The 23321-nt window shown below is 52.9% G+C and carries 21 protein-coding genes, 3 tRNA genes and 1 riboswitch; of the genes, 17 read left to right on the forward strand and 7 right to left on the reverse strand.

All coding sequences use genetic code 11. The annotated features are described in order from the left end of the window. Positions 1–9 precede the first annotated feature (9 nt). From PsAD13_RS18210 to PsAD13_RS18240, 7 genes are all read left to right on the forward strand, one after another. Positions 10–771 carry a hypothetical protein gene (locus PsAD13_RS18210; protein ID WP_063319066.1) on the forward strand — a complete coding sequence of 254 codons (762 nt, stop codon included), beginning with the start codon at positions 10–12 and terminating at the stop codon, positions 769–771. 57 nt (positions 772–828) lie between these two features. After that, positions 829–1437, forward strand: a complete 609-nt coding sequence (locus PsAD13_RS18215; protein ID WP_063319067.1) for a hypothetical protein — start codon at positions 829–831, stop codon at positions 1435–1437. Positions 1438–1546: 109 nt separating this feature from the next. Beyond that, positions 1547–1822 carry a hypothetical protein gene (locus PsAD13_RS18220; RefSeq protein WP_063319068.1) on the forward strand — a complete coding sequence of 92 codons (276 nt, stop codon included), beginning with the start codon at positions 1547–1549 and terminating at the stop codon, positions 1820–1822. A 2-nt stretch (positions 1823–1824) separates the two neighbouring features. Continuing rightward, positions 1825–2469, forward strand: a complete 645-nt coding sequence (locus PsAD13_RS18225; RefSeq protein WP_063319069.1) for a hypothetical protein — start codon at positions 1825–1827, stop codon at positions 2467–2469. Between the two features lie 129 nt (positions 2470–2598). After that, the gene (locus tag PsAD13_RS18230) at positions 2599–2802 is read left to right on the forward strand and encodes a hypothetical protein (RefSeq protein WP_063319070.1); all 204 of its coding nucleotides are present in this window, start codon (positions 2599–2601) and stop codon (positions 2800–2802) included. 17 nt (positions 2803–2819) lie between these two features. Continuing rightward, positions 2820–3071: a hypothetical protein gene (locus PsAD13_RS18235; protein ID WP_063289144.1), complete on the forward strand. Its 252-nt coding sequence runs from the start codon at positions 2820–2822 to the stop codon at positions 3069–3071. A 365-nt stretch (positions 3072–3436) separates the two neighbouring features. Further along, a complete protein-coding gene (locus PsAD13_RS18240; RefSeq protein ID WP_193777069.1) occupies positions 3437–4174 on the forward strand; it encodes a tyrosine-type recombinase/integrase in 738 nt (245 codons plus the stop codon). Between the two features lie 12 nt (positions 4175–4186). Here the strand turns inward: PsAD13_RS18240 and PsAD13_RS18245 are convergent, their stop codons facing one another. Both PsAD13_RS18245 and PsAD13_RS18250 read right to left on the reverse strand, forming a co-directional pair. Next, entirely contained in the window at positions 4187–4966 is a 780-nt protein-coding gene (locus tag PsAD13_RS18245) for a hypothetical protein (protein WP_063319072.1), read from the reverse strand. Between the two features lie 292 nt (positions 4967–5258). Further along, positions 5259–6242, reverse strand: coding sequence for a phytanoyl-CoA dioxygenase family protein (locus PsAD13_RS18250; RefSeq protein ID WP_084404780.1), 984 nt, complete (start codon positions 6240–6242; stop codon positions 5259–5261). Positions 6243–6422: 180 nt separating this feature from the next. Between PsAD13_RS18250 and PsAD13_RS18255 the strand changes: the two genes are divergently transcribed. From PsAD13_RS18255 to cbiB, 4 genes are all read left to right on the forward strand, one after another. Further along, positions 6423–7265: a hypothetical protein gene (locus PsAD13_RS18255; RefSeq protein WP_063319074.1), complete on the forward strand. Its 843-nt coding sequence runs from the start codon at positions 6423–6425 to the stop codon at positions 7263–7265. A 119-nt stretch (positions 7266–7384) separates the two neighbouring features. Next, positions 7385–8554 carry an alkane 1-monooxygenase gene (locus PsAD13_RS18260; RefSeq protein ID WP_063319075.1) on the forward strand — a complete coding sequence of 390 codons (1170 nt, stop codon included), beginning with the start codon at positions 7385–7387 and terminating at the stop codon, positions 8552–8554. Between the two features lie 85 nt (positions 8555–8639). Further along, positions 8640–9662, forward strand: coding sequence for a threonine-phosphate decarboxylase CobD (cobD, locus tag PsAD13_RS18265; RefSeq protein ID WP_063319076.1), 1023 nt, complete (start codon positions 8640–8642; stop codon positions 9660–9662). Further along, entirely contained in the window at positions 9649–10617 is a 969-nt protein-coding gene (cbiB, locus tag PsAD13_RS18270; protein ID WP_063319077.1) for an adenosylcobinamide-phosphate synthase CbiB, read from the forward strand. Before cobD ends, cbiB begins: the two co-directional genes overlap by 14 nt. Here cbiB and PsAD13_RS18275 read toward each other — a convergent pair. The 5 genes from PsAD13_RS18275 to cobU are packed head-to-tail and all read right to left on the reverse strand — an operon-like array spanning position 10610 to position 18157. Then, positions 10610–12052 carry a cobyric acid synthase gene (locus PsAD13_RS18275; RefSeq protein ID WP_063319078.1) on the reverse strand — a complete coding sequence of 481 codons (1443 nt, stop codon included), beginning with the start codon at positions 12050–12052 and terminating at the stop codon, positions 10610–10612. The two genes, cbiB and PsAD13_RS18275, sit on opposite strands and share 8 nt — an antisense overlap. 42 nt (positions 12053–12094) lie before the next feature. After that, a complete protein-coding gene (cobO, locus tag PsAD13_RS18280) occupies positions 12095–12724 on the reverse strand; it encodes a cob(I)yrinic acid a,c-diamide adenosyltransferase (RefSeq protein ID WP_063299008.1) in 630 nt (209 codons plus the stop codon). Positions 12725–12726: 2 nt separating this feature from the next. Next, entirely contained in the window at positions 12727–16482 is a 3756-nt protein-coding gene (gene cobN / locus PsAD13_RS18285) for a cobaltochelatase subunit CobN (RefSeq protein ID WP_063319079.1), read from the reverse strand. Continuing rightward, positions 16482–17600 carry a cobalamin biosynthesis protein CobW gene (cobW, locus tag PsAD13_RS18290; RefSeq protein WP_063319080.1) on the reverse strand — a complete coding sequence of 373 codons (1119 nt, stop codon included), beginning with the start codon at positions 17598–17600 and terminating at the stop codon, positions 16482–16484. Before cobW ends, cobN begins: the two co-directional genes overlap by 1 nt. Further along, the gene (cobU, locus tag PsAD13_RS18295; protein WP_084404768.1) at positions 17597–18157 is read right to left on the reverse strand and encodes a bifunctional adenosylcobinamide kinase/adenosylcobinamide-phosphate guanylyltransferase; all 561 of its coding nucleotides are present in this window, start codon (positions 18155–18157) and stop codon (positions 17597–17599) included. The genes cobW and cobU overlap by 4 nt, the downstream gene beginning before the upstream one ends. Positions 18158–18307: 150 nt before the next feature. Further along, a riboswitch (cobalamin riboswitch) is annotated at positions 18308–18517 on the reverse strand. Between the two features lie 260 nt (positions 18518–18777). On the opposite strand from cobU, the gene PsAD13_RS18300 reads away from it, so the two are divergent. From PsAD13_RS18300 to cls, 6 genes are all read left to right on the forward strand, one after another. Then, positions 18778–18852 (forward strand) — tRNA-Asn (locus tag PsAD13_RS18300). Between the two features lie 39 nt (positions 18853–18891). After that, positions 18892–18966 (forward strand) — tRNA-Asn (locus tag PsAD13_RS18305). Between the two features lie 39 nt (positions 18967–19005). Beyond that, positions 19006–19080: transfer RNA gene (locus PsAD13_RS18310), tRNA-Asn, on the forward strand. Between the two features lie 712 nt (positions 19081–19792). Then, positions 19793–20482: a hypothetical protein gene (locus PsAD13_RS18315; protein WP_063319081.1), complete on the forward strand. Its 690-nt coding sequence runs from the start codon at positions 19793–19795 to the stop codon at positions 20480–20482. A 246-nt stretch (positions 20483–20728) separates the two neighbouring features. Continuing rightward, the gene (locus tag PsAD13_RS18320) at positions 20729–21766 is read left to right on the forward strand and encodes a cysteine synthase A (RefSeq protein ID WP_063319082.1); all 1038 of its coding nucleotides are present in this window, start codon (positions 20729–20731) and stop codon (positions 21764–21766) included. 96 nt (positions 21767–21862) lie between these two features. After that, positions 21863–23293, forward strand: a complete 1431-nt coding sequence (cls, locus tag PsAD13_RS18325; protein ID WP_063305373.1) for a cardiolipin synthase — start codon at positions 21863–21865, stop codon at positions 23291–23293. Positions 23294–23321 lie beyond the last annotated feature (28 nt).

The raw sequence follows: 23321 nt of genomic DNA on the forward strand, positions 1-23321 counted from the left end.
CATGCGCCTATGAAACGTAAAGCGAAATTCCAGACTGAAGCCGAGATGTGCTCAGTGTTCCTAAAGAACTTGCCGGAAGGCTGGACCGCTTACCCGGAATGGAACAATTGGGACATTGTTTTGGTCCGCGACTGCGATGACTTTCAAATCGGCATAGAAGCCAAGCTGCGTTTAAACGCCAAGGTCATCACCCAAGCCGCAGAGCGCGCCTATGAGGTCGCAAAGCCGGGACCAGACTGCCGCGCCATCCTCATTCCTGAAGGCTACAGAAACGACCTGACTTTCATTTGCGGACTACTCAACATGCAAGTGATCGAAGTAAGTGATGAGCCACGGAACGCTAAGTATGATCCTTGGTTCCGACCAGAGCTTCCCAATCCCAAGCGCCGCAACTTCTCAAAATTCCCCGAGTTCTATCCTGTCGCCAGAATGCCTCTCCCCGAGATCATCCCGACTGTAGACGCTGGCAAGCCCTGCCCCACTCGCCTCACAGAGTGGAAGGTCAAGGCAATAAAGCTATCCATTCTGCTGGAGAAAAACGGCTTCGTGACCCGCAAAATCTTCGATGAACTGAAGCTCAGCGCAACGCTGTTTCTCTATTCCAAGAATGAGTGGATGAGACGCGGACGCGCCAAAGGTCAATGGAGAGCAGGCCCCAACTTCCCAGACTTTAGAGAGGGCTTTGAAGCGAATTACGCGGAACTGGAGCAACTCTTCCCGGAGTGGTCTCAGCAGCTGACAGAGTTCCAAACAGCGGAGAAGGCCGCCTAAAGCCAACCGGCGACAAGCCTTTGAAATCAACATTTCAACTTGTAGAAGGAAGCTATCATGGATTTTTCTATTCCTGTTCCACTGTACATGATCAAAGCAGCTCACGAGCTACTCAAAACCGTCGAGGAACATCGTTACTACATCAATTGCCTTCAGGTCGAAGTCAAAGACGATGCAGCTCTCCTGATCGCCACAAACGGCAGCATCATGCTCGTGCAATCCATAGATCTCGATGCTGAAATCGGCAGAGGTAGCTTCACCATTCCTCGAAAGGTTCTCGATCAGCTTCCCAAAGCCACCAAGAGCAACCGTGACGAACTCTACGAGCTTTCAGAAAGCAGCGCACAAGGGCCAGACTTGAGCTTCGGCTGGAAGCCAGAGAAGATCGACTATCCCAATTGGCGCCGCGTTTTACCTAGCGACGGTTATGAAAAAGCGTTCGCAAAGTACGACCCTAAGTACATATTACTCTTCAGCAAAATCGCGAAAACTCTTCATGCGCCCAGCTGCCAGATCCTCCCTAACAGCGAACCCCACCCTGCTCTGGTAACGTTTGATGGAGTCGAGCAAGCGTTCGGAGTCGTCATGCCGATTAAGATGACGGAACACTCTACGAAGAAACCCTTCGAAATCTGGGAGCAAGAGTTTCAAGAGGAAGCAGCATGACCTTCCTCCCACTCATCTTCACAGTGAACACAATCCGCATGTGGCAGCTCTACTGGTTTGGTCAGGAGCCGATTCACTATGGCTCAAACCTGCCGGAGGAGATCGAGCAATGAAGTGCCCCACCTGCATTGGCACCGGACGCGATGACTTCTATCACCTTGCTCTGAGCGAGTGTGAGCGTTGCGACGGCACCGGTTACCTACCGATTGAAGACCTCAAACCATCTGCCCTGAGAACTGCTTCGCAAGCTTATTGGGAAACACAGTCTCCGAGCAACAAAGTGCCCTTCGACGAACTCACCCCAAGCAATCAAACCGATCTTTCTTGGCACGCCGCGAAGGTCATTCTCGCTTACCAAAAAAGCGAAAAAGAAACACGGAGCTAATCATGCCGGTCTTAGCATCTAGAACCACAGCGTCAGCAGTCGAGACCATCAGAGAAACAGCCAGAGCCGCTGGCTACTCTATGCCTGCATTCAAGCGGATCATTGAGGAGTTCATCTACCCGCTTCGCTGGTCAGAACGGCAGTCTCGCCCACCTCAGGACACTCACTTTAAGACCTTCGAGTTCTACTCCAAGCCGCCTCTTATGCTCTACATGATCGTGCGTCGGGACTGGTACAACGGGAAAACCGATTGGCTCGCATACTTCCAGCACGCCAACGGCATCTATTCTTCAGACAACAAACCTCACAGCACATTCGAAGATGCAGAAGCTGCCTGCAATAAGTACCATCGCGACCACATCTTGAAACTTATCGACCTGGAGGCAGTTTGCAGCGAGGTCTTTGAGATGGTGGCGAATATGCTGGAAGCCATAACCGGCACAGCCGACAAGACCCCGTGCCCCTTCTGCTCTGGCGAAGCAAACCGTTGCGACTGCGTAGAGGATTACTGCACCTGCACGCTCCCTCGCACAAATTGCGACCATTGCAACAACAAAGGCTGGTTACCGCAGACACCCGCCAGCAACCTCCTCACTGAAGAGGAGGGCAAGCTGGCAGCATTCCAGCACGTCACCCACACCCATTAGCATTGCCGAGGTTACTCCTCCCAAGCGCGAATGCGTCGCCTCGACATGAGCGGCTCAGGAAAGGCGCACCTGAGCCGCTTCCCATCCTTCTCAACACTGGTCGTAACCTAACCTCAAAGAGGCACAGCAATGAGATTGGAAACAGAAGTCAACCCGATCCATATCGGCATCATGCTGACAACCAAGCCGGAAGCTTTAGCAGAGCTACTCACCGCCATTGCTGTTAACGCTCCTTCTGAGCTTGCCGAGCAAGTCAACGAGCATATGCCGGAAGCCCTACGCGACCGCACATCCAACCTGCTTGAGAAACTACTCATCGCAATCTCAACCTGAAACCAATGAGGTGATAAATGTTAGATGGCAAAACCAATCCGTTGAACTTCCCGCCTCGCGGTTTAGGTAGAGTTGATGCCGCCAAATACATTGGCATAAGCGCAAGTCTTTTCGATGAGCTGGTTGCAAAACGTTTGATGCCTGATCCTAAAATGATGAACACCAGAAAAGTCTGGGATATCCGAGAGCTGGACAGAGCTTTCGATGAGCTCCCGCATTCCAACCAATCAGCAACAACAAACAGCAACCTACCAAGCGACTTCGTGTAACCATGAGCACAACAAAGTTCAAAGGCGTTCATACCGAACGAGATCGACACGGAAAAATTCGCAGGTACTTTCGCAAAGACCGACAGTCACGCAGAATCCGCCTTAGAGAAGAGCCCGGAACACAAGCTTTTCTTGATGAGATCGCCCGCGCTCAGCTTGGGTTAACAAAGCCTGCACCGCTGGCAAAAGATAAGCCGAAGAAGACTATTCGAAAGGTAAAAGGAACATTCGGCTGGCTGGCAGAGGAGTATCTCAGTCGAGTAGGCCCCACCTTTGCAAAGTCAACAGTAGACCAAAAACGCCGAGTGCTCACCGCTATTGGCGACGAAACGTGCTTGAGCGCCTCTGCGTCAGCTTTGCGAGATATGGACTATCGCGGACTAACCAAAGCACACGTCACTAAACTGCGCGATCAAAAAGCCGGTACTCCTGAAGCAGCAAACCACCGTGTGAAAGCTCTATCAGCCCTTTTCGAGTGGGCTTGCGGAGAAGCTGAACTTGCCGAAACCAACCCTGTCCATGGGGTCAAGAAGTTCAAGTCAAACACGACCGGCCACCATACTTGGACACAAGATGAGATGGACCAGTTTGCTGCTCACCATAGCCCAGGTTCAAAAGCCCACCTGTGCTTCACAGTTTTACGCTACACTGGCTTGCGCATATCCGACGTTTCTCGGCTTGGACCAAAACATCTCTACACTGATCGCGAAACAGGCTTGCTTCACTTTAAGATTGCAACCAAAAAAAATGAGAACAACACCTCTAAGGTGATTGATATGCCAGTACTCCCACCACTAGCATTGGCTATCAAAGACCTCGATGAACAGGCAACGTTTGTCCAGACACAGTGGGGAAAACAGTACTCCATAAAAAGTCTTGGCAACCGCTTCAGCACTTGGTGCAATCAAGCAAATCTTCCTCATTGTTCAGCTCACGGAATCAGAAAAGCTGATGCCGTTCTAGCTGCAGAACAAGGCGCAACTGCTCATGAACTACTGAGCATGTTCGGCTGGGAAAAACTAAGCACCGCCGAAATCTATACGCGAAAAGCAAATGCAAAAAGACTGAGCCAAACAGGCGCAATAAAGCTAATCAAGAAGTGAGTAACCCAACTCCTACTCAGTAGTTAGAGCTTTTTCCAATGTTTGCACCTCGCTCTGATCTAACGACATTAACTCCCCATATTTGAAGATTAAGTCCCCCAATGCAGAAAGCTCGATTGTGCTCGGGAAATGAACCTGATCTCCTAGGTATCCACCTTGCAAAGTATAATCAAAAAGCCCCAAGGTCTCTAGTTGTTGATATTCTTTTAGCAACGTTGCCAATCTCGGAGTTTTTTTCAAATTACTCCGACTGAGAAAAGCGTGCTTCCCATTTTCAAGGCCCTTTAGCAATTTTATGAGGCACAGCTGTCTGTATGACAATTCTGACACGACGGAGACTAGATGCAGCCCATCTTCTGGTAGCAGTTCATCATCAAACTCGATATTGCTATAAACTTTGGCGAGATGAACGAGCTTCTTTTGCTCCACTTCATTTTGCGCTTTCAGCAAAATGCTTTCAAGCAAGTCAGAAGAGCCTTCGCGAAACTCAAAATCCTCTCGCGGCTTTTCTCCATTCTCAATACGGCAGCTCATATCCTCAATTGCAAGAGACAATACTTCAGCAGACCGCCGCCTCTGTTTGGGGCTTAACACCCTGTCACAGAAATCAGCGGCAATATCCACAACAACTGAAGCAGCTGCAGCACCTCCAAGGAGCAAAACCGGATCTTGCGTCACAATCCCCGGCACTGCTCCCAGGCTACCACTAAGTGCCTTTTTCGAGTTATTGAGAAAGGATCCTGCTTTGTGTTTCTTGGTAGGCATTCCGGTTACGTCTTGGAGGTCTTTCATCACGAGTATCCAGCGCATGAATGATTAGAGAGCTAAACTACGTGGAATGTGAGCATGCAGGATATACTCAGGTCAACCGCCACTCTTGCAAAAAGTGAGGGAACCACATTCGCTAAGTTGTTGTTTTTGCGTCTATAGGTTTTCCCTCACCTAGCACCTAACAATTTGTCTATTCAAATATAAATCGCTCCGGCAGAGGCCTCCATTTTTCTCCCTTTACATTGATAGCAAAAACCTTTTCGCCTTTGGGGCGCAGAAGAATTGCGCCTTGCGATCAGCCATGTCTCGCGTTTCAGAGCACTGGCGGCGCGTCTATTTTTACGTGGCCAACCTCCCGGTGATGGCTCGGTTTTCCTGTCAACTTGCTCCTGAAACTCAGATAACCCGTATAGATCTCTGACTGCCGCCCTTTCACACCCGGCAGTGAGCGCGGGTCCAATCCAGACCATGGAAAGTAGGGCGAACGGCGCAAATCTGCGAACAGGCCGACACGAGCACCTGGGCGCGTTGCAATCCCCCGGCGGTGGAACCCATGTGTATCAGCAATCACCAGTGAGTTTGCCGGCACATCAAAGCAGACGGGTTTACCATATCCCATCCTCAAAATATCTTCCTCACTGGCTCGAAAAGAACCCGCTGCATGCATGCCATCTGGGTGCTGCACCGCATTCAAGCTCTGCTCAAACTCCCAGGCAGTCCGCTCCGGCGTATAACGATGAGACCCCGGCACGTAATGAAAAGGCCCATCAGCGACATCAACATCGCGCAAAAACAACCAAGCCTTCGATGTGGCGTGGAACGTATCCATATGAAAGTCAGTCTGCGGGTCTTTCCTCGTTTTTTCCAAATCCCACAAAACGGCATGCAAAAACACAATGGGATCCGCATTGTAAGACGCCACATAACGCATCGCATTTTGCAAATAAGGGTCGCGAACCGCCCTACTCAAACCCGGTAGGTCTTTCAGCACCGAAGGCGGCAACCCAATAAACCGCGTCACCGTTTTTCCCTGCCGCATTTCACTTGCAGCAAACGCATTCGTGGCAATCTCATCCTGAACTTGCGCAAAAATATCTTTGGAGAGGAAATTCTCTTTCACCACATATCCATTGCGATGAAAAAACGCTTTATCTCCCTCTGGCAGAAAGCGCACCATCTGACGACGGCGCAGCGCAGCCATTTTTTCAGCCCACGCCACACGCTTCAGATAAAACCCACGCTCATTTAACCAGCGACTTCCGATAATCGGATTCTTCTTAAATGACTTTTGACCCATCAAAGCATCAAGAGCCCAGATAGGACTTTTTAAAATTCGCAACACACGAGCCCCCACTCCGCTGACAAAACCGCCAGAACCTGTGCAATAACAAACACACTACGTATTCCTGTGTCCATTTGCCATTTAAACTCATCAAGCAGGCTATTGCAGCACTGATGATTTAAAGGGCAATTTTCGATGAGCGATACACTTGATCAACCGACTAAGCGCTCAACTCCCAAACGCCGCAAAAAAAGGCTTCGCAAAGCCGAGTTTGCCTCCGAAAGCGACATGTGCTCCCATTTCATCAACAAGCTTCCCGAAGAGTGGGTCGCCTACCCGGAGTGGGGCAACTGGGATATTCTACTTGTCAGGAAGAAAGACGGGTTTCAGGTTGGCATCGAGGCCAAGTTGCGTCTCAACGCAAAAGTCATCTCTCAATCTGCCGAAACCGCTTATCACTGCGACAAACCCGGGCCTGATTGCCGAGCAATCCTGATTCCAAAAGGCTCCAATCTCGATTTTCAACCGGTTTGCAACATACTGTCTCTGCAGATCATTGAGATTGAAAGCGAAACCTCTAAAAGCCCAAGTACCGTCAGTTGGTATCGGCCCAAACTCCCCAATCCAGATCGCGCATCCCCGGCAGGAAACTTCAAAGAGTTCTATCCCACCGAGCGACTGGAACTCCCTGAAATCATTCCTATTGTTGCAGCTGGCAAGCCCTCTCCCATCAAGCTGACACCGTGGAAAATCAAAGCCATCAAGCTTGATATTCTGCTGCAAAAGCATGGCGTGGTTACGCGCAAACTATTCAAAGCCCTCAACCTCAGCACGACACTCTTCCTTCATTCCGGCAATGGCTGGATGCTGAAGGGATCAGAACGGGGTGCATGGACACGCGGCCCCAGTTTCCCCGATTTCAGAATAGGGTGCGAAGAGAACTACAACGAGCTGGAAAAGCGTTACAAAACATGGGTTAAGACCTTGCCGATGGAAGGCATCCTCGCACCGGAAACCGAAAAAGAACCCGCTTCATGAGCGAACAAACAGTTCTTTGTTGTTGCATGCAGAACAACTCCCCCGAAACAACAGAGTTTCACTTGACCTAAATAGCTGCTAGATTACCCTTAGGTAAACCAAGCATCTGGGAGGGAGCGATGGTTTTCAAAACGCAGGATGAGACGGGCACATTCAAAACATTCAGGGACGCAAAGCGATATTACTGGCTAATTGCTTATGCCAGCAGCAGCGTCACACTCATCACAGTCGCGCTTTATGCCTACACGCACGTCACAGCAACTCTGTTCATTCCCCTCGTTTACTTCTTCATCGTCATTCCCGGCCTGGACGCTCTGATTGGCGAAGACCCGTATAATCCGCCTGATGATGTGTTGATCCAGATGGCGGAAGACCCCTATTACAGTCGGCTTGTGCGCTGGCTCGTACCATATGCCTGGATCAATCTTTTTGCCGGTGTCTGGCTTGTCGGCACCTACGACCTGCCTCTCTGGCTGATTGCTTTGTTTGCTTTTGGCAAAGGTCTGTTCGGCTCTGGCACCATCATGCTTGCCCATGAACTCGGCCACAAAACCAACAAGACAGATCAATTGCTGGCCAAGTTTGCCCTCGCAGTTGTCGGCTACGGTCATTTTTGCATTGAGCACAATCGCGGCCACCACGTGTATGTGGCAACGCCGGAAGATCCCGCCAGCTCCCGCATGGGAGAAAGCATCTACGCCTTCGCTTGGCGCGAGATGCCCGGCGCGTTCGTCAGAGGCTGGCAAAACGAAAAGGAACGCCTGCACAAGAAAGGCCTCAGCACCTTCTCAGCGAAAAACGATATCTTGCAAGGCTACGCCATCACCTTGATTGTCTTTGGCATTTGCACCGCCCTGTTTGGCTGGAAGGTTCTGTTGTTACTGGCGATTCAAAGCGTGGTTGCTTGGTATGGCCTGACGCAGGCAAACTATGTGGAACACTATGGCCTTCTGCGCCAGAAGGACAAGAATGGCAAATACGAGCGCTGCCAGCCACGCCACTCATGGAACACAAACCACATCTTCTCAAACCTGAGCACGTTCCACCTGCAGCGCCATTCAGACCATCACGCCAATCCTCTGCGCCCTTATCAAACCCTGCGAAACTTCCCTGACTTACCCTGCCTTCCGAGCGGATATCCCGGTTGTTTTGCTCTGGCGGCTATCCCCTCACTGTGGTTCAAAACAATGGACCCAAAAGTTCTGGAATGGGCTGGCGGAGACATCAACAAGGTCAATCGTGTTGATGGGTATGAGCCTGTTGCATTCTCTGCGCCGAACATCTGTTGAAACACGCAGAATGCCACTGCATTTCATGGCAATCACACTGTCGCCCCGCTAAAACAGGATCAAGTTTTAAAGCGGGGTTAGACCAATGCAACATGGTGGTGATCTTTCAAAGGCAATTGCTGAGTTTGGCGGCGAGATCAGCGACTGGCTGGACCTTTCCACCGGCATCAATCCTGTTGCCTATCCAGCAGCAGAACACATCACGTTCCGCGGTCTGGCAGAGCTGCCAAGCGAAAGAGCCGAAGTCGCGCTGATTGAAGCTGCACGTAAGGCTTATCAGGTCGCACCGCACTCAGGCATCACTGCAACACCCGGCACGCAAGCAATCATCACCGCACTTCCGCATCTACTGGGCGCCAGTTCTTCAATCGCAATTGTCGGTCCAACCTATGCTTCCCACGAAGAAAGCTGGAGAGCTGCTGGTGCGACCGTTCAATGCATTTCCGCTCAAGAAGCCCATACCGCTGCGACTAATCACCTTTTGCTTGTGAACCCGAATAATCCGGATGGTCATCTTTTCTCAAAAACCGAACTTCTGGAACTTGCAGTTAAGAGGAGAAAAGGCGGCGGCTATCTGATCATCGACGAAGCCTACATGGATCTTTATCCAGAAACCTCGATCATTCCTGAGCTTGATGACCTTCCAATTCTGGTCCTGCGCAGCTTCGGCAAGTTCTTCGGCCTCGCAGGTTTGCGCCTAGGGTTTCTTGTTGGTCCCAAAGCAATCACAACGAAACTACAGAACCAGCTGGGCAGTTGGGCGGTCTCCGGCCCCGCATTGGATATTGGTTGCGTCGCACTTTCGGATATGAACTGGCAAGAAGAAATGCGTGCGTTTTTGAAAACGGAAATGGCCATCTTCAGGGCAACATTTCAGGAGCTAGGTACATCAGCCATGGGCCACACCAATCTCTATCTGTTGATTGACCACCCTTGTGCTCACCAGCTCCACACAGCACTGGCGAAAGAGAAAATCTGGACACGCGTGTTCGATTACAGCGAAAGCTGGTTGCGCCTTGGATTGCCTGCATCCAAATCCGCCCGGCAGCGGTTCACGCTAGCATTCAAGAACGCAGTACAGACGGTCGAAAACCATGCTGCTCTTTGAAAACACGCTCTGGATCGTTCTGCTTGCCATTTGTCTTGACGCCGTGATTGGTGATCCGGACTGGCTGTGGTCCAGACTGCCACATCCAGTCACTCTGATTGGCCAGCTGATCTCCTATATGGATCACACCTACAACAAACCGGAATACCAACGCTCAAATCGCAAAACCAATGGTATTCTAACGCTTGCCTTATTGATCAGCAGCGCTGGCGTTGCTGGACTGGTACTCCAGTATCTGCTCGATTTTCTGCCATTTGGCTATATTTTGATTGCGTTGGTCGGCATGACCTTGATTGCGCAAAAAAGCCTCTACCAACACGTGGCAAGAGTACGCGATGCTCTGCGAAACTCCGGCCTCACCGAGGCCCGCAAACAAATCTCCATGATCGTTGGCCGCAACCCGGAATATTTGGATGAAGCAGGCGTCAGCAGAGCAGCCATTGAATCATGCTCGGAGAACTTTTCAGATGGTGTGGTCGCGCCCATCTTCTGGTTTGCCGTGTTCGGTCTACCTGGGCTGTTCATTTACAAAGCCGTCAACACAGCTGACAGCATGATCGGCCATAAAAACGAAACCTATGAAGACTTTGGTTGGGCTTCAGCACGATTTGACGACTTGATCAATCTACCAGCCTCTCGCCTGTCCGGCCTGCTGATCGTGCTCGCAGCACTCTTTTCCGGCAGAGCTTATAAAACAGCACTTTCCACCATTCTCAGGGAAGCAAAAAAACACCGTTCACCCAACGCAGGCTGGCCCGAGGCTGCCATGGCAGGGGCGCTCGGTGTAGCTCTAGCAGGCCCACGCCAGTACGCTGAATACCGTGTTGAAGATCCCTTCATGAACGCAAAAGGCCGCAAAATAGCGGATGCAGATGATATTGATGGTGCACTGAAACTGATGGCAATTTCCAGCGCCCTCCTAGCGCTCCTGATCGCAGCAACCTTAGCTATTTAATACGGCTTTGAGCAATTTCCCAAAGCGCATCCAGATCAAGATGTTGCTCCAGATGATCAGCCAGCGCATCCAGCGCCCGTTCCACACGATGCTCGTATCCCAATTGAGAAACAGCCCCGAACCCTTTCAGAAATGCTGCGCGAAACGCATCTGAACCAAAGATGCCATGCATATAACACCCTGAAATCTGACTATTTTTCGAGATTGCCCCATCCACATGGTCTCCAAGGTCAACAAAGGGACGCTCACAATCCGGGCCAGACGTCCGCCCCACATGGATCTCATAGCCTGTGACGCTTTCACCACTCGGGACATGCAACCCGGTCTTCTCAGTTGTTTCCTTATGGGCTGTCAAAACCGTTTCAACATCCAGCAAACCAAGCCCGTCAACGGTGCCAGCATCACCTTCAATCCCCTCAGGATCAGTGATGGTTTTACCAAGCATCTGATAACCACCACAGATACCAAGCACCTGCCCACCACGGCGCACATGTGCAAGAAGGTCGATGTCCCACCCCTGAGCGCGGAAGAAGGCAAGGTCCCCGATGGTGGACTTGGTCCCCGGCAGCAAAACCACATCCGCATCAGCTGGCAGCACCTCACCCGGGAGCACAAACTCCAGCGAAACATCCGCTTCCATACGCAGTGGATCTAGATCGTCAAAATTTGCAATTCGGCTGATGACTGGAACCACAACCTTCAACTTACCGCGACTGGTGCTCTCAGACAGGTCCAGCGCGTCTTCTGCGGGCAGGTCCATCACCTGCGCAAACCACGTCACCACACCATTGCAGGGCCACCCGGTTTTGTCTTCAATAGCCGTTACACCTGAATCAAACAGTGAGGGTTCGCCCCTAAACTTATTGATCAAAAACGACTTTATGCGGTTTACTTCACCACTTTCCAGCACAGCATGCGTTCCGACCAACGAGGCAATGACGCCGCCGCGATCAATATCACCACACAACACCACCGGAACATCTGCTGCCTCGGCAAAGCCCATATTGGCAATGTCACCGGAGCGCAAGTTGATCTCAGCCGGCGAGCCAGCTCCCTCAACGAGAACCAGATCAGCCATTGACTCAACTTCAGCAAAACTCTCCATAACGTACTGGATAAGCGTGCCTTTTTGCCGACCAAACTCCGCCCCGCGCAACGTACCAAACCGTTTGCCCTGCACAATCACCTGAGACCCGCTGTCACTTTCAGGTTTCAGCAGCACAGGGTTCATATGCACACTCAACGCAACATTTGCACCTCGTGCCTGTAAGGCTTGAGCCCGCCCAATCTCACCGCCGTCAGCCGTGACAGCAGCATTGTTGGACATGTTCTGCGGTTTGAACGGCTGAACGGAAAGACCACGGCGCGTGAAAGCACGCGCCAGTCCAGCAACAAGCACACTCTTACCAACGTTAGAGCCAGTGCCCTGTATCATCAGGGCTGGCTTTCTTTTCTGCGAAACAGATGACGTCACAACTTAAAACTCAATGCCTTCCTGCGGCTTCACGCCAGAGCGGAACGGATGCTTGATCTGTCCCATCTCAGTCACAAGATCAGCAATCTCAATCAACTCGTCCTTCGCATTGCGACCTGTGATAACCACATGAACATCATCAGGTTTTTCATCACGAAGGAAGGACACGACATCCTCAAGCGGAATGTATTCATAGCGCAGTACGATGTTCAGCTCATCCAGCAAAACCATCTTATGCTCACGAGAGCTTATCAGCTCCTTTGCCGCATCCCAGGCAGCGTGTGCAGCTGTGATATCGCGCTGACGATCTTGTGTCTCCCATGTAAAGCCTTCGCCCATGCGTTTGATGGTGACGAGATCGGAGAAACGATCCAATGCCATGCGTTCGCCAGTCTCCAGGCGACCTTTCACGAACTGTACGACAGCCACTTTATGGCCGTGACCGAGGCTGCGGAAGATCATGCCGAAACCAGCAGTGGACTTGCCTTTCCCCTTGCCGGTATGGACGATCAGCAACCCCTTCTCGATGGTCTTAGTCGCCATAATCTTATCGCGCGCAGCCTTCTTCTTACGCATCTTTTCAGCGTGGCGTGCGTCCAGATCTTCTTCACTCATGTCAGCCTTGGTAACCATTCTTATTCCCCTCCATCCATGAGCGCGCGTCGCAGCTCTATTAAGTCCTCAAAGGCGCTGTTTCGTTTCGGCACCCACATATCTCGTTGAATGATCTCTAAAAATCGCTCTGTCATTTCCAAAAGCGCTGCAGAATTCTTCTCTGCAATAAAGTCCCGCACCTCATCATCATAAAGATATGCATCATAGAGCTGATCAAAATGATGGTTAGAAACGGCGTTGGTCGTCGCCCCAAAAGCAAAGAGATAGTCGACCGTGGCCGCCATCTCAAAAGCACCTTTATACCCGTGGCGCATAACACCTGCGATCCATTTTGGATTGGCAGCTCTTCCCCTGACAACCCGCCCGATTTCCTCAGAAAGACTGCGAATGACAGGGCGTTCGGGGCGAGAGTGGTCGTTATGGTAGATGTGCGGAGCATCACCCTTGAGCGTTTCAACAGTGGCAGCAAGCCCGCCCTCGAACTGATAATAATCATCAGAATCAAGGAGATCGTGTTCCCTGTTGTCTTGGTTGTGCACGACAGCATCTGCTTGAGTGAGGCGGGTTACCAGATCGTCCTTGGCTTGCTCGCCCTCTTGCGAACGGCCATAGGCGTAACTGCCCCATTCAAGAAAACTCTCCGCAAAGTCGGCGCGCTTATCCCACAGCTTCTCATCGATCAAAGCTTGCAGACCAGCGCCGTAAGCGCCTGGCTTACTGCCGAAAATCCGGCTGGAGGACCGTTTTCGCGCCTGTCCTTCTTCAACACCCTTGGCCAGTAATTCCCCAAGTTCAGTTTGGTACCGCGCCGCCAGTGGGTTGGCATCATCTGGCTCATCAAGGTCGCAGATAGCAGCAACAGCAGCGTCGAACAAATGTATGAGTTGTGGGAACGCATCGCGAAAAAAGCCGGAAATTCTGAGGGTTACGTCAACGCGGGGGCGTTGGAGCTCGGAAAGTGGAACAATCTCAAATCCGGTAACGCGGCCTGAAGCTTCTTCCCAAACCGGGCGAGCCCCAATCAGCGCCAGCGCTTGAGCGATATCATCCCCGCCGGTGCGCATATTTGCGGTTCCCCAGCAGCTCATGGCGATGCTTTTCAGCCACTCACCGTGCTCCTGAAAATGCCGCATAATCAATGCGCTAGCGCTTCTCTCACCAAGCTTCCAGGCGACCTTTGTAGGAACGGAGCGAACGTCAACAGAATAAAAGTTACGCCCGGTTGGCAGCACATCAGGGCGACCACGCGACGGCGCACCCGACGGTCCCGGGGGGACAAATCTCCCAGCCAGAGAGGATAACACCCCATCCACCTCAGCAGCGCCAGAGGCATCTACTGAGCGCGCAATCTCTTGCTCCAACGCCTCCAACACGGCACAAGTCGCTGTAAACGCAGCCGGAACCACCCGTTCACCTGAGACATACGCCAGTGCCAGCGCTTCCAGCCGCTCAACCGTATCCCCGCAGCTGCGCCACGGCGCGTCAAGAAGCTCCTGCAAAAGCACAGGCCGTTCACCAGCCCACGCCTGCTCAAAGGCACAATCCAGTGGATCAAACTCCACCAGATTCAAATCCTCAGAAAGTGCGCGTAACAAGCTGTTCTCATGAGGCTTTTCACCACGCGGCACGCGCAGCAAAGCCACCAGTAACTCGGCCCGTTGCTCTCCTGTTGGCGACTGCCCCAGAATGTGCAGCCCATCGCGGATTTGCAGCTCTTTCAAATCACATAAATGAGCATCCAGTCGCGCCAGACGGGTGTCTTCATCCATCTCGGATGTCAGGCCGATGTCTTTGTCCATGCCTTCACGCGCAGCAACGCCAAGTATCTCTTTTCCAAGCGCTTTCAGGCGGCGATGGTCCACCCCTGCTGCGATGTAATACTCATCCAGCAATGCTTCCAGCTCCAGCGCAGAACCGTGGCTCTCAGCGCGGGCCAGCGGAGGGGTAAGATGATCGATGATCACCGAGGATAACCGCCGTTTTGCCTGCGATCCCTCTCCGGGGTCGTTGACGATGAAAGGATAGATATTTGGTACAGGTCCAATTACGGCTTCCGGATAGCAAGCCTCTGATAAGGCTAATGCTTTTCCGGGGAGCCATTCCAGATTTCCGTGTTTGCCAAAGTGAATAAGTGCGTCCGCCTCAAAGCTGTCGCGCAGCCACATGTACCAGGCAAGGTAATGATGCGGCGGAACAAGCGCCGGATCGTGATAAGTCTCTTTAGGATCAATGTTATAGCCGCGTGCGGGCTGAATGCCGACGGTCACATTGCCGTAAGTCTTCAGCGCCAGCTGGAAAGAGCCGTCAACAATATGCGGATCGTCCTCCGGCGCACCCCAACGTTCCTCAATCCCCTCCCGCACAGCCAAAGGCAGCTGAGAAAACAACTGCTTATAACGAGCAAGCGCAAACACTTCCCCGCCTTTGCGTTGGTTTGCGTTGCTAAGTGAATTGGTAGGACCAGCCAGCAGGTCCTCTATCAACGCCTCGGAAGCTTCCGGCGCATCCTCAGCAACTCCATAACCTGCTGTTTTCATGGCACAAAGCAGGTGTGTGCAAGAGGCAGGCGTGTCCAGCCCAACCCCGTTTGCTATACGCCCATCCTTGTTGGGATAGTTTGCGAGCACTATGCCGACTTTGCGTTGATTTGCGTTTTTGTGTTTCAGCTGCGCCCAATTGGCCGCCAGCGCCGCCACAAACTCAATCCGGTCCGGTTTTGGTACAAAGCGAACAAGCGAACATTGGGTCCTGACATCACGCCCACCTTCTTCCTTAAACGAGATCGCCCGCGTCAAAAGACGACCATCAATTTCAGGAAGCACTACATGCATGGCAAGGTCGCGCGGGGATAAGCCCTGATCGCTCTCCGCCCAGCCTTCTTCCGAGGAAGATGACAAAACGATCTGCAGAACACATGCACCTGGATTGTCCAACACCGTGCCGGAATGAACAGCACCTGCACTCGACAAAGCAAAGGCTGTGGCATTCAAAACCACGTCCGGCGGGCACTGCTCAAACACACTGGAAACAACACCAGCGCATTCCGCAGTTTTCAGGCTCGCCACATAAAGCACCAGCGGGTTTATCCCCTGTGCCTCAAGCTCGTGGCACAAGGCCTGCACTGGCTCGATTGCACCGCTCTGGTACAGCGCCCGATAAAACACAATGGCCGCAACCGGACGGGCTGGATCTTTCCAGCTCGCCCGCACATCATCTAAGGAAGGAAGCGAATGCCCTTGCAGCACCAGCCCGGCCCGCGGCAACGCCATTGGCTCCGATGGTGTCTCAACAGGCAACTCGGCACTCTGCGCGGCATAAAGCAAAGCGTTAGAAAGGTTCTCCGCTCCGCCCTCAATCAGGTATCGCCACAACATGTGCGCGCTCTCAAACGGCACAGTGGAACGCTTCGCCAGCTCTTCGTCCCACTTGTCATCACCGGGCAGCAGAACCAGCTTCACCCCGTCAGCGCGGGCAGCTGCTTCCAACCGCTCAACGCCGTAACGCCAGTATTCAACACCGCCCAAAAGGCGCACCACAACAAGCTTGGAAGCCTGAATGGTCTGCTCAACATAAAGATCAACGGAGTACGGATGCGACAGCGCCAGAAAACTGGCAAGCCGAAGAGAGTAGCCCTCATGCTGGGCATGCGCCGCCGCAAGCCCGGCAAGCTCTGTGTCTGCTGCGCTTAAAAACACAACATCCGCAGGCGCCTGCTCAAGGTCGACGGCCTCTTCACCATCATCCAATCGGCGTGATTGCCCGACAAGTACGTGCATCAGGCCTGAACCAACTCAAATTCACTCAGCGCAGCCTGCACACTGTGTTTGTCCAGCCCCGCAAGACCGATCACAACAAGTTTGGAGTGGCTTTCACTGCCAGCCGCAAACCAGGCCTCCACACGCGGCCCAACCGCCTGCACCAGCACCGGCGCGGCCTTGCCCTCAACCACCACACTGCCCTTAATGCGCAACACACCAGAAACCTTCATGGCCGCTTCCACCTGAGCCTTCACCTCATCAATTGAGGCAAACCGGCGGGTTGGCAGTACAAAACTCTCAAAATCATCATGAGAATGATCGTGATGATGGTGGTCGTGGTCGTGGTCGTGGTCGTGGTCGTGGTCGTGGTCGTGGTCGTGAGCATGCTGCGCTTCATGGTGAGACAGACGCAAGTCCATATCGTCTTCCGCACCGGCATCACGCCCAAGCAGAACATCCAGCGCCAGCTCGCCATGAGAGGCAGCCACAATCTCAACTCCATCACGCACACGGCCACGGATCGTCTGCTTCACCGCCGCCAGCTCTGCCTCGCTCAAAAGGTCCGCTTTGGAAAGCACAACAAGGTCAGCACAGGTCAGCTGATCCGCAAACAGCTCTTCCACCGGGCTTTCATGGTCCAGCGCATCATCCGCTGCCCGCTGCGCAGCAACGGCCTCTTCATCGCAGGCCACTTTGCCAGCGGCAACAGCCGGTGCATCCACCACGGTCACCACACTGTCAACGGTCACGCGCGGCTTGACAGAAGGCCAGTTGAACGCACGCACCAACGGCTGTGGCAGAGCAAGGCCAGAGGTTTCAATCACAACCACATCCGGCACCTGCTCGCGCTCCAGAAGCATCTCCATGGTCGGCAGAAAATCATCAGCTACCGTGCAGCAAATGCAGCCGTTGGCCAGCTCCACCACTTCATCAGCAGAACAGTCCGGGTCAGCACAGCCATTCACCAGTGAGCCATCAAAGCCCATCTCGCCGAACTCATTGACGATCAGCGCGATGCGCTTGTTTTGTGCCTTCATCAGCAGGTTACGCACCAGCGTTGTTTTTCCGGCACCCAGAAAACCAGTGATAATGACAGCAGGGATTTTTTTAGAAGGCGCAGCAAAAGAAACAGTCATAGGGAAATCTCCGGAAAAACAGCAGGCTTCAGCTGCAAAGGCTGTCCAGCAGCCACAAACATCACAAAATGGCAAAGGTCGGCGATACGCTGGTTCAGGCGGCCAGCTTCATCTCGAAAGGCGCGGGCCATGGCGTTTTCAGGCACAATGCCCATGCCCACTTCATTGCCAACAAACACAACGGGGCATGGCAAAGAGCTAAGAACCGCCTCAAGCCGCTCAAGCTCCACGGTCCAGTCCCGCGCCCCGTGCATAAGGTTGGAAAGCCAAAGTGTCAGACAATCAACGAGGATCGCACGATCGCTGCTGGCATGCGTTTCCAGCACGCGCACAAGCTCCAGCGGCTCCTCAACGGTGTCCCAAAGATCGCCCCGCTGCATCTTATGATGCGCGATGCGCTCCTCCATTTCACCGTCAAAGGCCTGTCCTGTCGCGATATAAGTCGGGCGCCGCCCGCTGCTTATAACCAGCTTTTCCGCATATGCGCTTTTCCCGGAACGAGCTCCACCCGTAACCAAGCAATGGCGAACACGAAGGTCGCCTCTCTGTTCAGCCATCTGGGTTAGCTGGTCCCAGAGAAACGAAAAAATGCGCGCAAAGAAGCCGGGGCTTCAATCAAAGAATATGAAAGTACAGCAACTGTCTCGCACGGAGACAGGAAAATATGCGTCATGAGCACCTCTCGCCGTCCACCCGACAGCAGTCCTATGTCAAATCATATCTCCAGCCGGTCTCCTGGCTTGCGGCTCAACCGACCATAGCCCCTTCCCAGCCCTTAAAAGGCCAGTGGGATTTTCGCTAAGGTCTCACCGCTCACAGTTGCGGGGGCAGCTGCGGCTTGTCTCCATAATATATGGAACCGCATTCCCGTTTAATCTTGTCATTCCAAAGCCTGAGCCGGAACAAAAAGAAACTGGAGTTCTGGCCTTAAGTGTGGGACGCAATCAGCTCTCCTGTCAATTGTCTTTGTGAGGATTCCAACATCACCGGAAAATCAAACCCGCAAAATCCGCGGTTTTTGGAGATTTCTGGCTAACCCCCTTGGATATCTCAATAAAAAAATAGAGAAACTGTCCACAAATCGAAAAATACGCAAAAAACGACTTGGCAAACACAACATGCCTCTGTAAAAGCCTCCTCACGCAAACGGCGAGGCAAACTCGCAAGGGTGTCATGATCCCCGGTAGCTCAGTGGTAGAGCAAGCGGCTGTTAACCGCTTGGTCGCTGGTTCGAATCCGGCCCGGGGAGCCATCCTTTTTCGTTTGCAGCCATACGGCAAGATCATCGTGATCCCCGGTAGCTCAGTGGTAGAGCAAGCGGCTGTTAACCGCTTGGTCGCTGGTTCGAATCCGGCCCGGGGAGCCACTTCTTTATCGATCGCCGCCAATGGCAGCCATAGTATGATCCCCGGTAGCTCAGTGGTAGAGCAAGCGGCTGTTAACCGCTTGGTCGCTGGTTCGAATCCGGCCCGGGGAGCCATACTTCTCTTTATATCCTCCCCTTCTTCTTAAATAGCTTATCTCTTCACAAAGCACGTGCGTGCGCGTCTATCCAGAAAACAAGAAAAATGATGGGTAGAAAACCATGTTCACGCGAAGCGAAGGTGCAGCACTATCAAGTGCCGCTGGCCGAAGACATAAAGTCCATTTGGGTAGAACTCTCTTCCGCACAAAAGCGGAGGCGTTCCATTTTGCGTTAAAACTCACCCTGATCCTGCACATGGCCACCCACTGACGCAGCATTGGCTCCTTAAATTTTCAGGGAGTTCATAAGTTGGGAGAGCTGTGCATATCAGCCACGAGCCCCAATACCGTCCGACAGCCCTTGGCACCCACAAAAAATTGGCCGAAATGAAGCCCTGTTCTTTCAAAAGCTTAGCTCATGCGGAAAAATACTAGATTTTTTTGCCATATGTACAAACTGCGATCTACATCACAGATCTATCCAAATCCTATAGCAAATCAACACAATGAAAATTTTACATAATAGCATTTAAATAACCTGAAAGTATAAATACGCGAAACATAATTTATATACAATTATTATGGCATAGATACTCTAAGTAAATGCGTATACCTCTAATATATCTAGTGCATATTATCATACTCACTACTAAGTGATGACTAGTGAAGTGCACATAATAAGGCGCCCCCTCTGGGAAAGTTGCTGCGTAAAAGTCAGGGAGCCATAAATGAGTAGTCTGTTGCCATCCTGCGGTCTGCCGCAAACCTTCAAGTTGCACCTCACAAGATCAGGTTTTCTTGCCGCCTGCATCGCTGCGCCACTCGCTATGGCAGAGCCTTCGCGCGCAGAAACGCCCCCAGCCTCCGCGCCAGCCACAACATCCGGCCCTCAGCTCATCGAAAAATCCGACAATGGCAACACCTACGCCATGCCAGAGGATTATCTGGCCGTCACCGTTGCTCCGCCCTCCAAAACACCCTACGCCGATCCATTAGAGAGCGATTTGTCCATCTGGGTTGGTGAAGTGGAAATTGAGGGCCGCAAGACCCTATGGGTCGAGCTGATCGATAACCACGGCGAGGTCATCTACAATTCCGAGGTCCAGCAAAACGAGACGCATCTGTTGCCTGATGGCAGAGCCATTGCCGTCACCGTGATGCAACCCGCCACTCACAACAAAGCACTACAATCTGCCAGCCTGAAGAAAGACCAGTCCCGCGTGCCAACTGATGAACGCTTTGTCATCACCCGCAAGGAAGCTTTTGCCCCGGCACTGGATACGCAGGTGAATCTGCTGGAGGTGCAGCCCGTCCCAAAGGAAGTCCATAACTCCTTTATGCTGCGCGCAGGTGAGAACGGCGAGATCCTCTGGAAAGCCACCAAGGATGCCATCACCTGGCTGGAAAGCAGATCCTGACAAAGGCTGGACTGCGCGCAAATCGATACTCTCTCAAATCGCATTTAGCGCACTCATTCGAAAGCCACGCACCCCGTGAGTAATTTTGTTCTCACGCACCATCGTAAAGAGAATAATATCCTAGTCTGACGCACCCTTTGGCAGCCCATTTCTTGTTCTCGTGAGGTCAGCGCAGTAGCGTGGTCTCAAAAGGGGTAAACACCCGCATTCTGATTTTTTGGTCATACGAATTATTTGAGAGAAACTATGGATACGCGCGCCTCTGCCATCGAAGCCATCGGCAACACTCCACTTATTCGCCTCAAAGGCCCCTCCGAGCGAACCGGCTGTGAGATCCTCGGCAAAGCCGAGTTCATGAACCCGGGCCAGTCCGTCAAGGACCGTGCCGCCCTCTTCATCATCAATGACGCTGTCAAACGTGGCACGCTCAAGCCGGGCGGCATCATTGTAGAAGGCACAGCTGGCAACACCGGCATCGGCCTCGCGCTGGTCGGCAACGCTCTGGGCTATCGCTCCGTGATCGTCATTCCGGAGACCCAGTCTCAGGAAAAGAAAGACATGCTGCGCATTGCAGGCGCTGAGCTAATCGAAGTTCCGGCTGTTCCCTATAAAAACCCGAACAACTACATCAAAGTCTCGCAGCGCGTAGCTGAAGAGCTGAACAGAACCCATCCGCATGGCGCTATCTGGGCCAATCAGTTCGACAACACCGCCAACCGTCAGGGCCATATTGAAACCACTGCTCAGGAAATCTGGCAGCAGACCGACGGCAAAGTGGACGGCTTCATCTGCGCAGTCGGCACCGGCGGCACGCTTGCCGGCACCGGCATCGGCCTGAAGGAAAAGAACCCGAACATCAAGATCGGCCTCGCAGACCCACACGGCGCAGCGCTTTACAACTACTACGCCCACGGCGAACTGAAGTCCGAAGGCTCTTCCATCTCGGAGGGCATCGGTCAAGGCCGCATTACCGCCAATCTGGAAGATGCACCGATCGACATTCCTTACCGTATTTCTGATGAAGAAGGCCTACTGATCAACTTCGAGCTTCTGGAACACGAAGGCCTCTGCCTTGGCGGCTCCTCCGGCATCAACGTCGCTGGCGCAATCCGCCTGGCAAAAGAACTCGGCCCCGGCCACACCATCGTGACCATCCTGTGCGACTACGGCACCCGTTACCAGGGCAAGATGTTCAACCCAACCTTCCTGCGCGAAAAAGGCCTGCCAGTGCCAGAATGGATGGAACGCAAGTCCGAAATCGCCATTCCATTTGAAGCTGCCTAACCTTAACGGAAAGCACTGCACAATATGCCAAGAGGTTTTGACCATTCCTCTTGGCGCAGCTATAAGTAGGTCCTCGCATTACAGGAGTTGTAGCGCTTGGAATCCTCATTTAGCCTTCTTCCCCTGATCGCAGTTTTCAGTGTTCTTTTCTATGCATTGGCAGTCATTTGCGCCATTCGCGAGATCATGTATTCACGCACCTCGCAAGGCAGCATTGCCTGGCTGCTCTCCCTGTTTTTCATCCCCATGCCAACGGTCCCGCTCTACTTCGTCTTCGCATGGAAGCGGCTGGATGATTACATCGAGGTCCGCGATGATATCTCCCAGATTGAGGCAGACGTCCTCAATCGTCACACACCGTATGTAGACGGCGCAGCCAACAAGCAGTGGCCGGTGCACACCCGTGTAGCCTCGGTGCCTTTTCTCGCGAATAACCAGTGTGACCTGCTCATCGATGGTCCAGCTATGTTTGCGTCCATCATTGAAGGCATCCGCACCGCCGAAAGGCATGTTCTTGTCCAGTTCTTCATCATCCGCGAAGACAGCGCGGGACTGGAGCTGGCAGATGCCTTGATAGAACGCGCCAAAGCGGGCCTGCACGTTTGCCTGCTTTACGACGACATCGGCTCCCGCTCTCTTTCCACGCAGTACCTCACGCGCCTGCAAGACGCTGGTGTCCTCGTCAGCGCGTTCAACAGACGCCACCGCCTCATGCGTATGCTCGGCCCCATGCGCCTCAACTACCGCAACCACCGCAAAGTCGTGGTCACAGACAGCAAACACTGCTGGATCGGCGGTCACAACATCGGTGAGGAGTATCTGGGGCTGTCAAAAGAGTTCGGTCACTGGCGCGACACCCATGTCAAAGTCACTGGCCCGGCAGCGCTCGCAGCCACGCTCTCTTTCAGCGAAGACTGGCAATTTGCAACGGGCAAGACATTACAGCTGGAACTGCCCTCCTCCTTCTCCCAAACGGGTGGGGAAAGCGTCATGGTCATGCCGACAGGTCCGGCAGACATTCAGGAAGACTGCGCCATCACATTTGTGGAGAGCATTTCAAGAGCCAAGGAACGCATCTGGATCGTCAGCCCTTACTTTGTACCGGGCATTGAAGTCCTCACAGCCCTCTACGCAGCCGCTTTGCGCGGCGTGGATGTCCGCATCCTCCTGCCGGAAAAAGCCGACCACTGGCTCGTCTGGCTCGCCAGCTATGCCCACGCAGATAACCTCGCCAGCCATGGCATCAAGGTTTATCGCTATCTGGAAGGCTTCCTGCACGAAAAGGTCATCCTCATCGATGAGGAACTGGCAGGCATTGGCACCGTCAATTTCGACAACCGCTCCTTCAACATCAACTTCGAGATCACCCTCTGGTTCACAGGCCAGAACATGATCAGGAAAACCGAAGAGATGCTGCTGCAGGATTTCAAAGGCGCCCGGCAAACTGATCGCCTGGAACTCAACAACCGCCGCTACGCCTTCCGCGTCCTCGCCCAGGCCGCCCGCCTGTTCTCACCCATTTTGTAGATCTTTTTCTTGGCCACCGATTGCTTTT

Origin of the sequence: Pseudovibrio sp. Ad13, assembly GCF_001623225.1 — a bacterium.
In the GTDB taxonomy this organism is placed as follows: Bacteria; Pseudomonadota; Alphaproteobacteria; order Rhizobiales; family Stappiaceae; genus Pseudovibrio.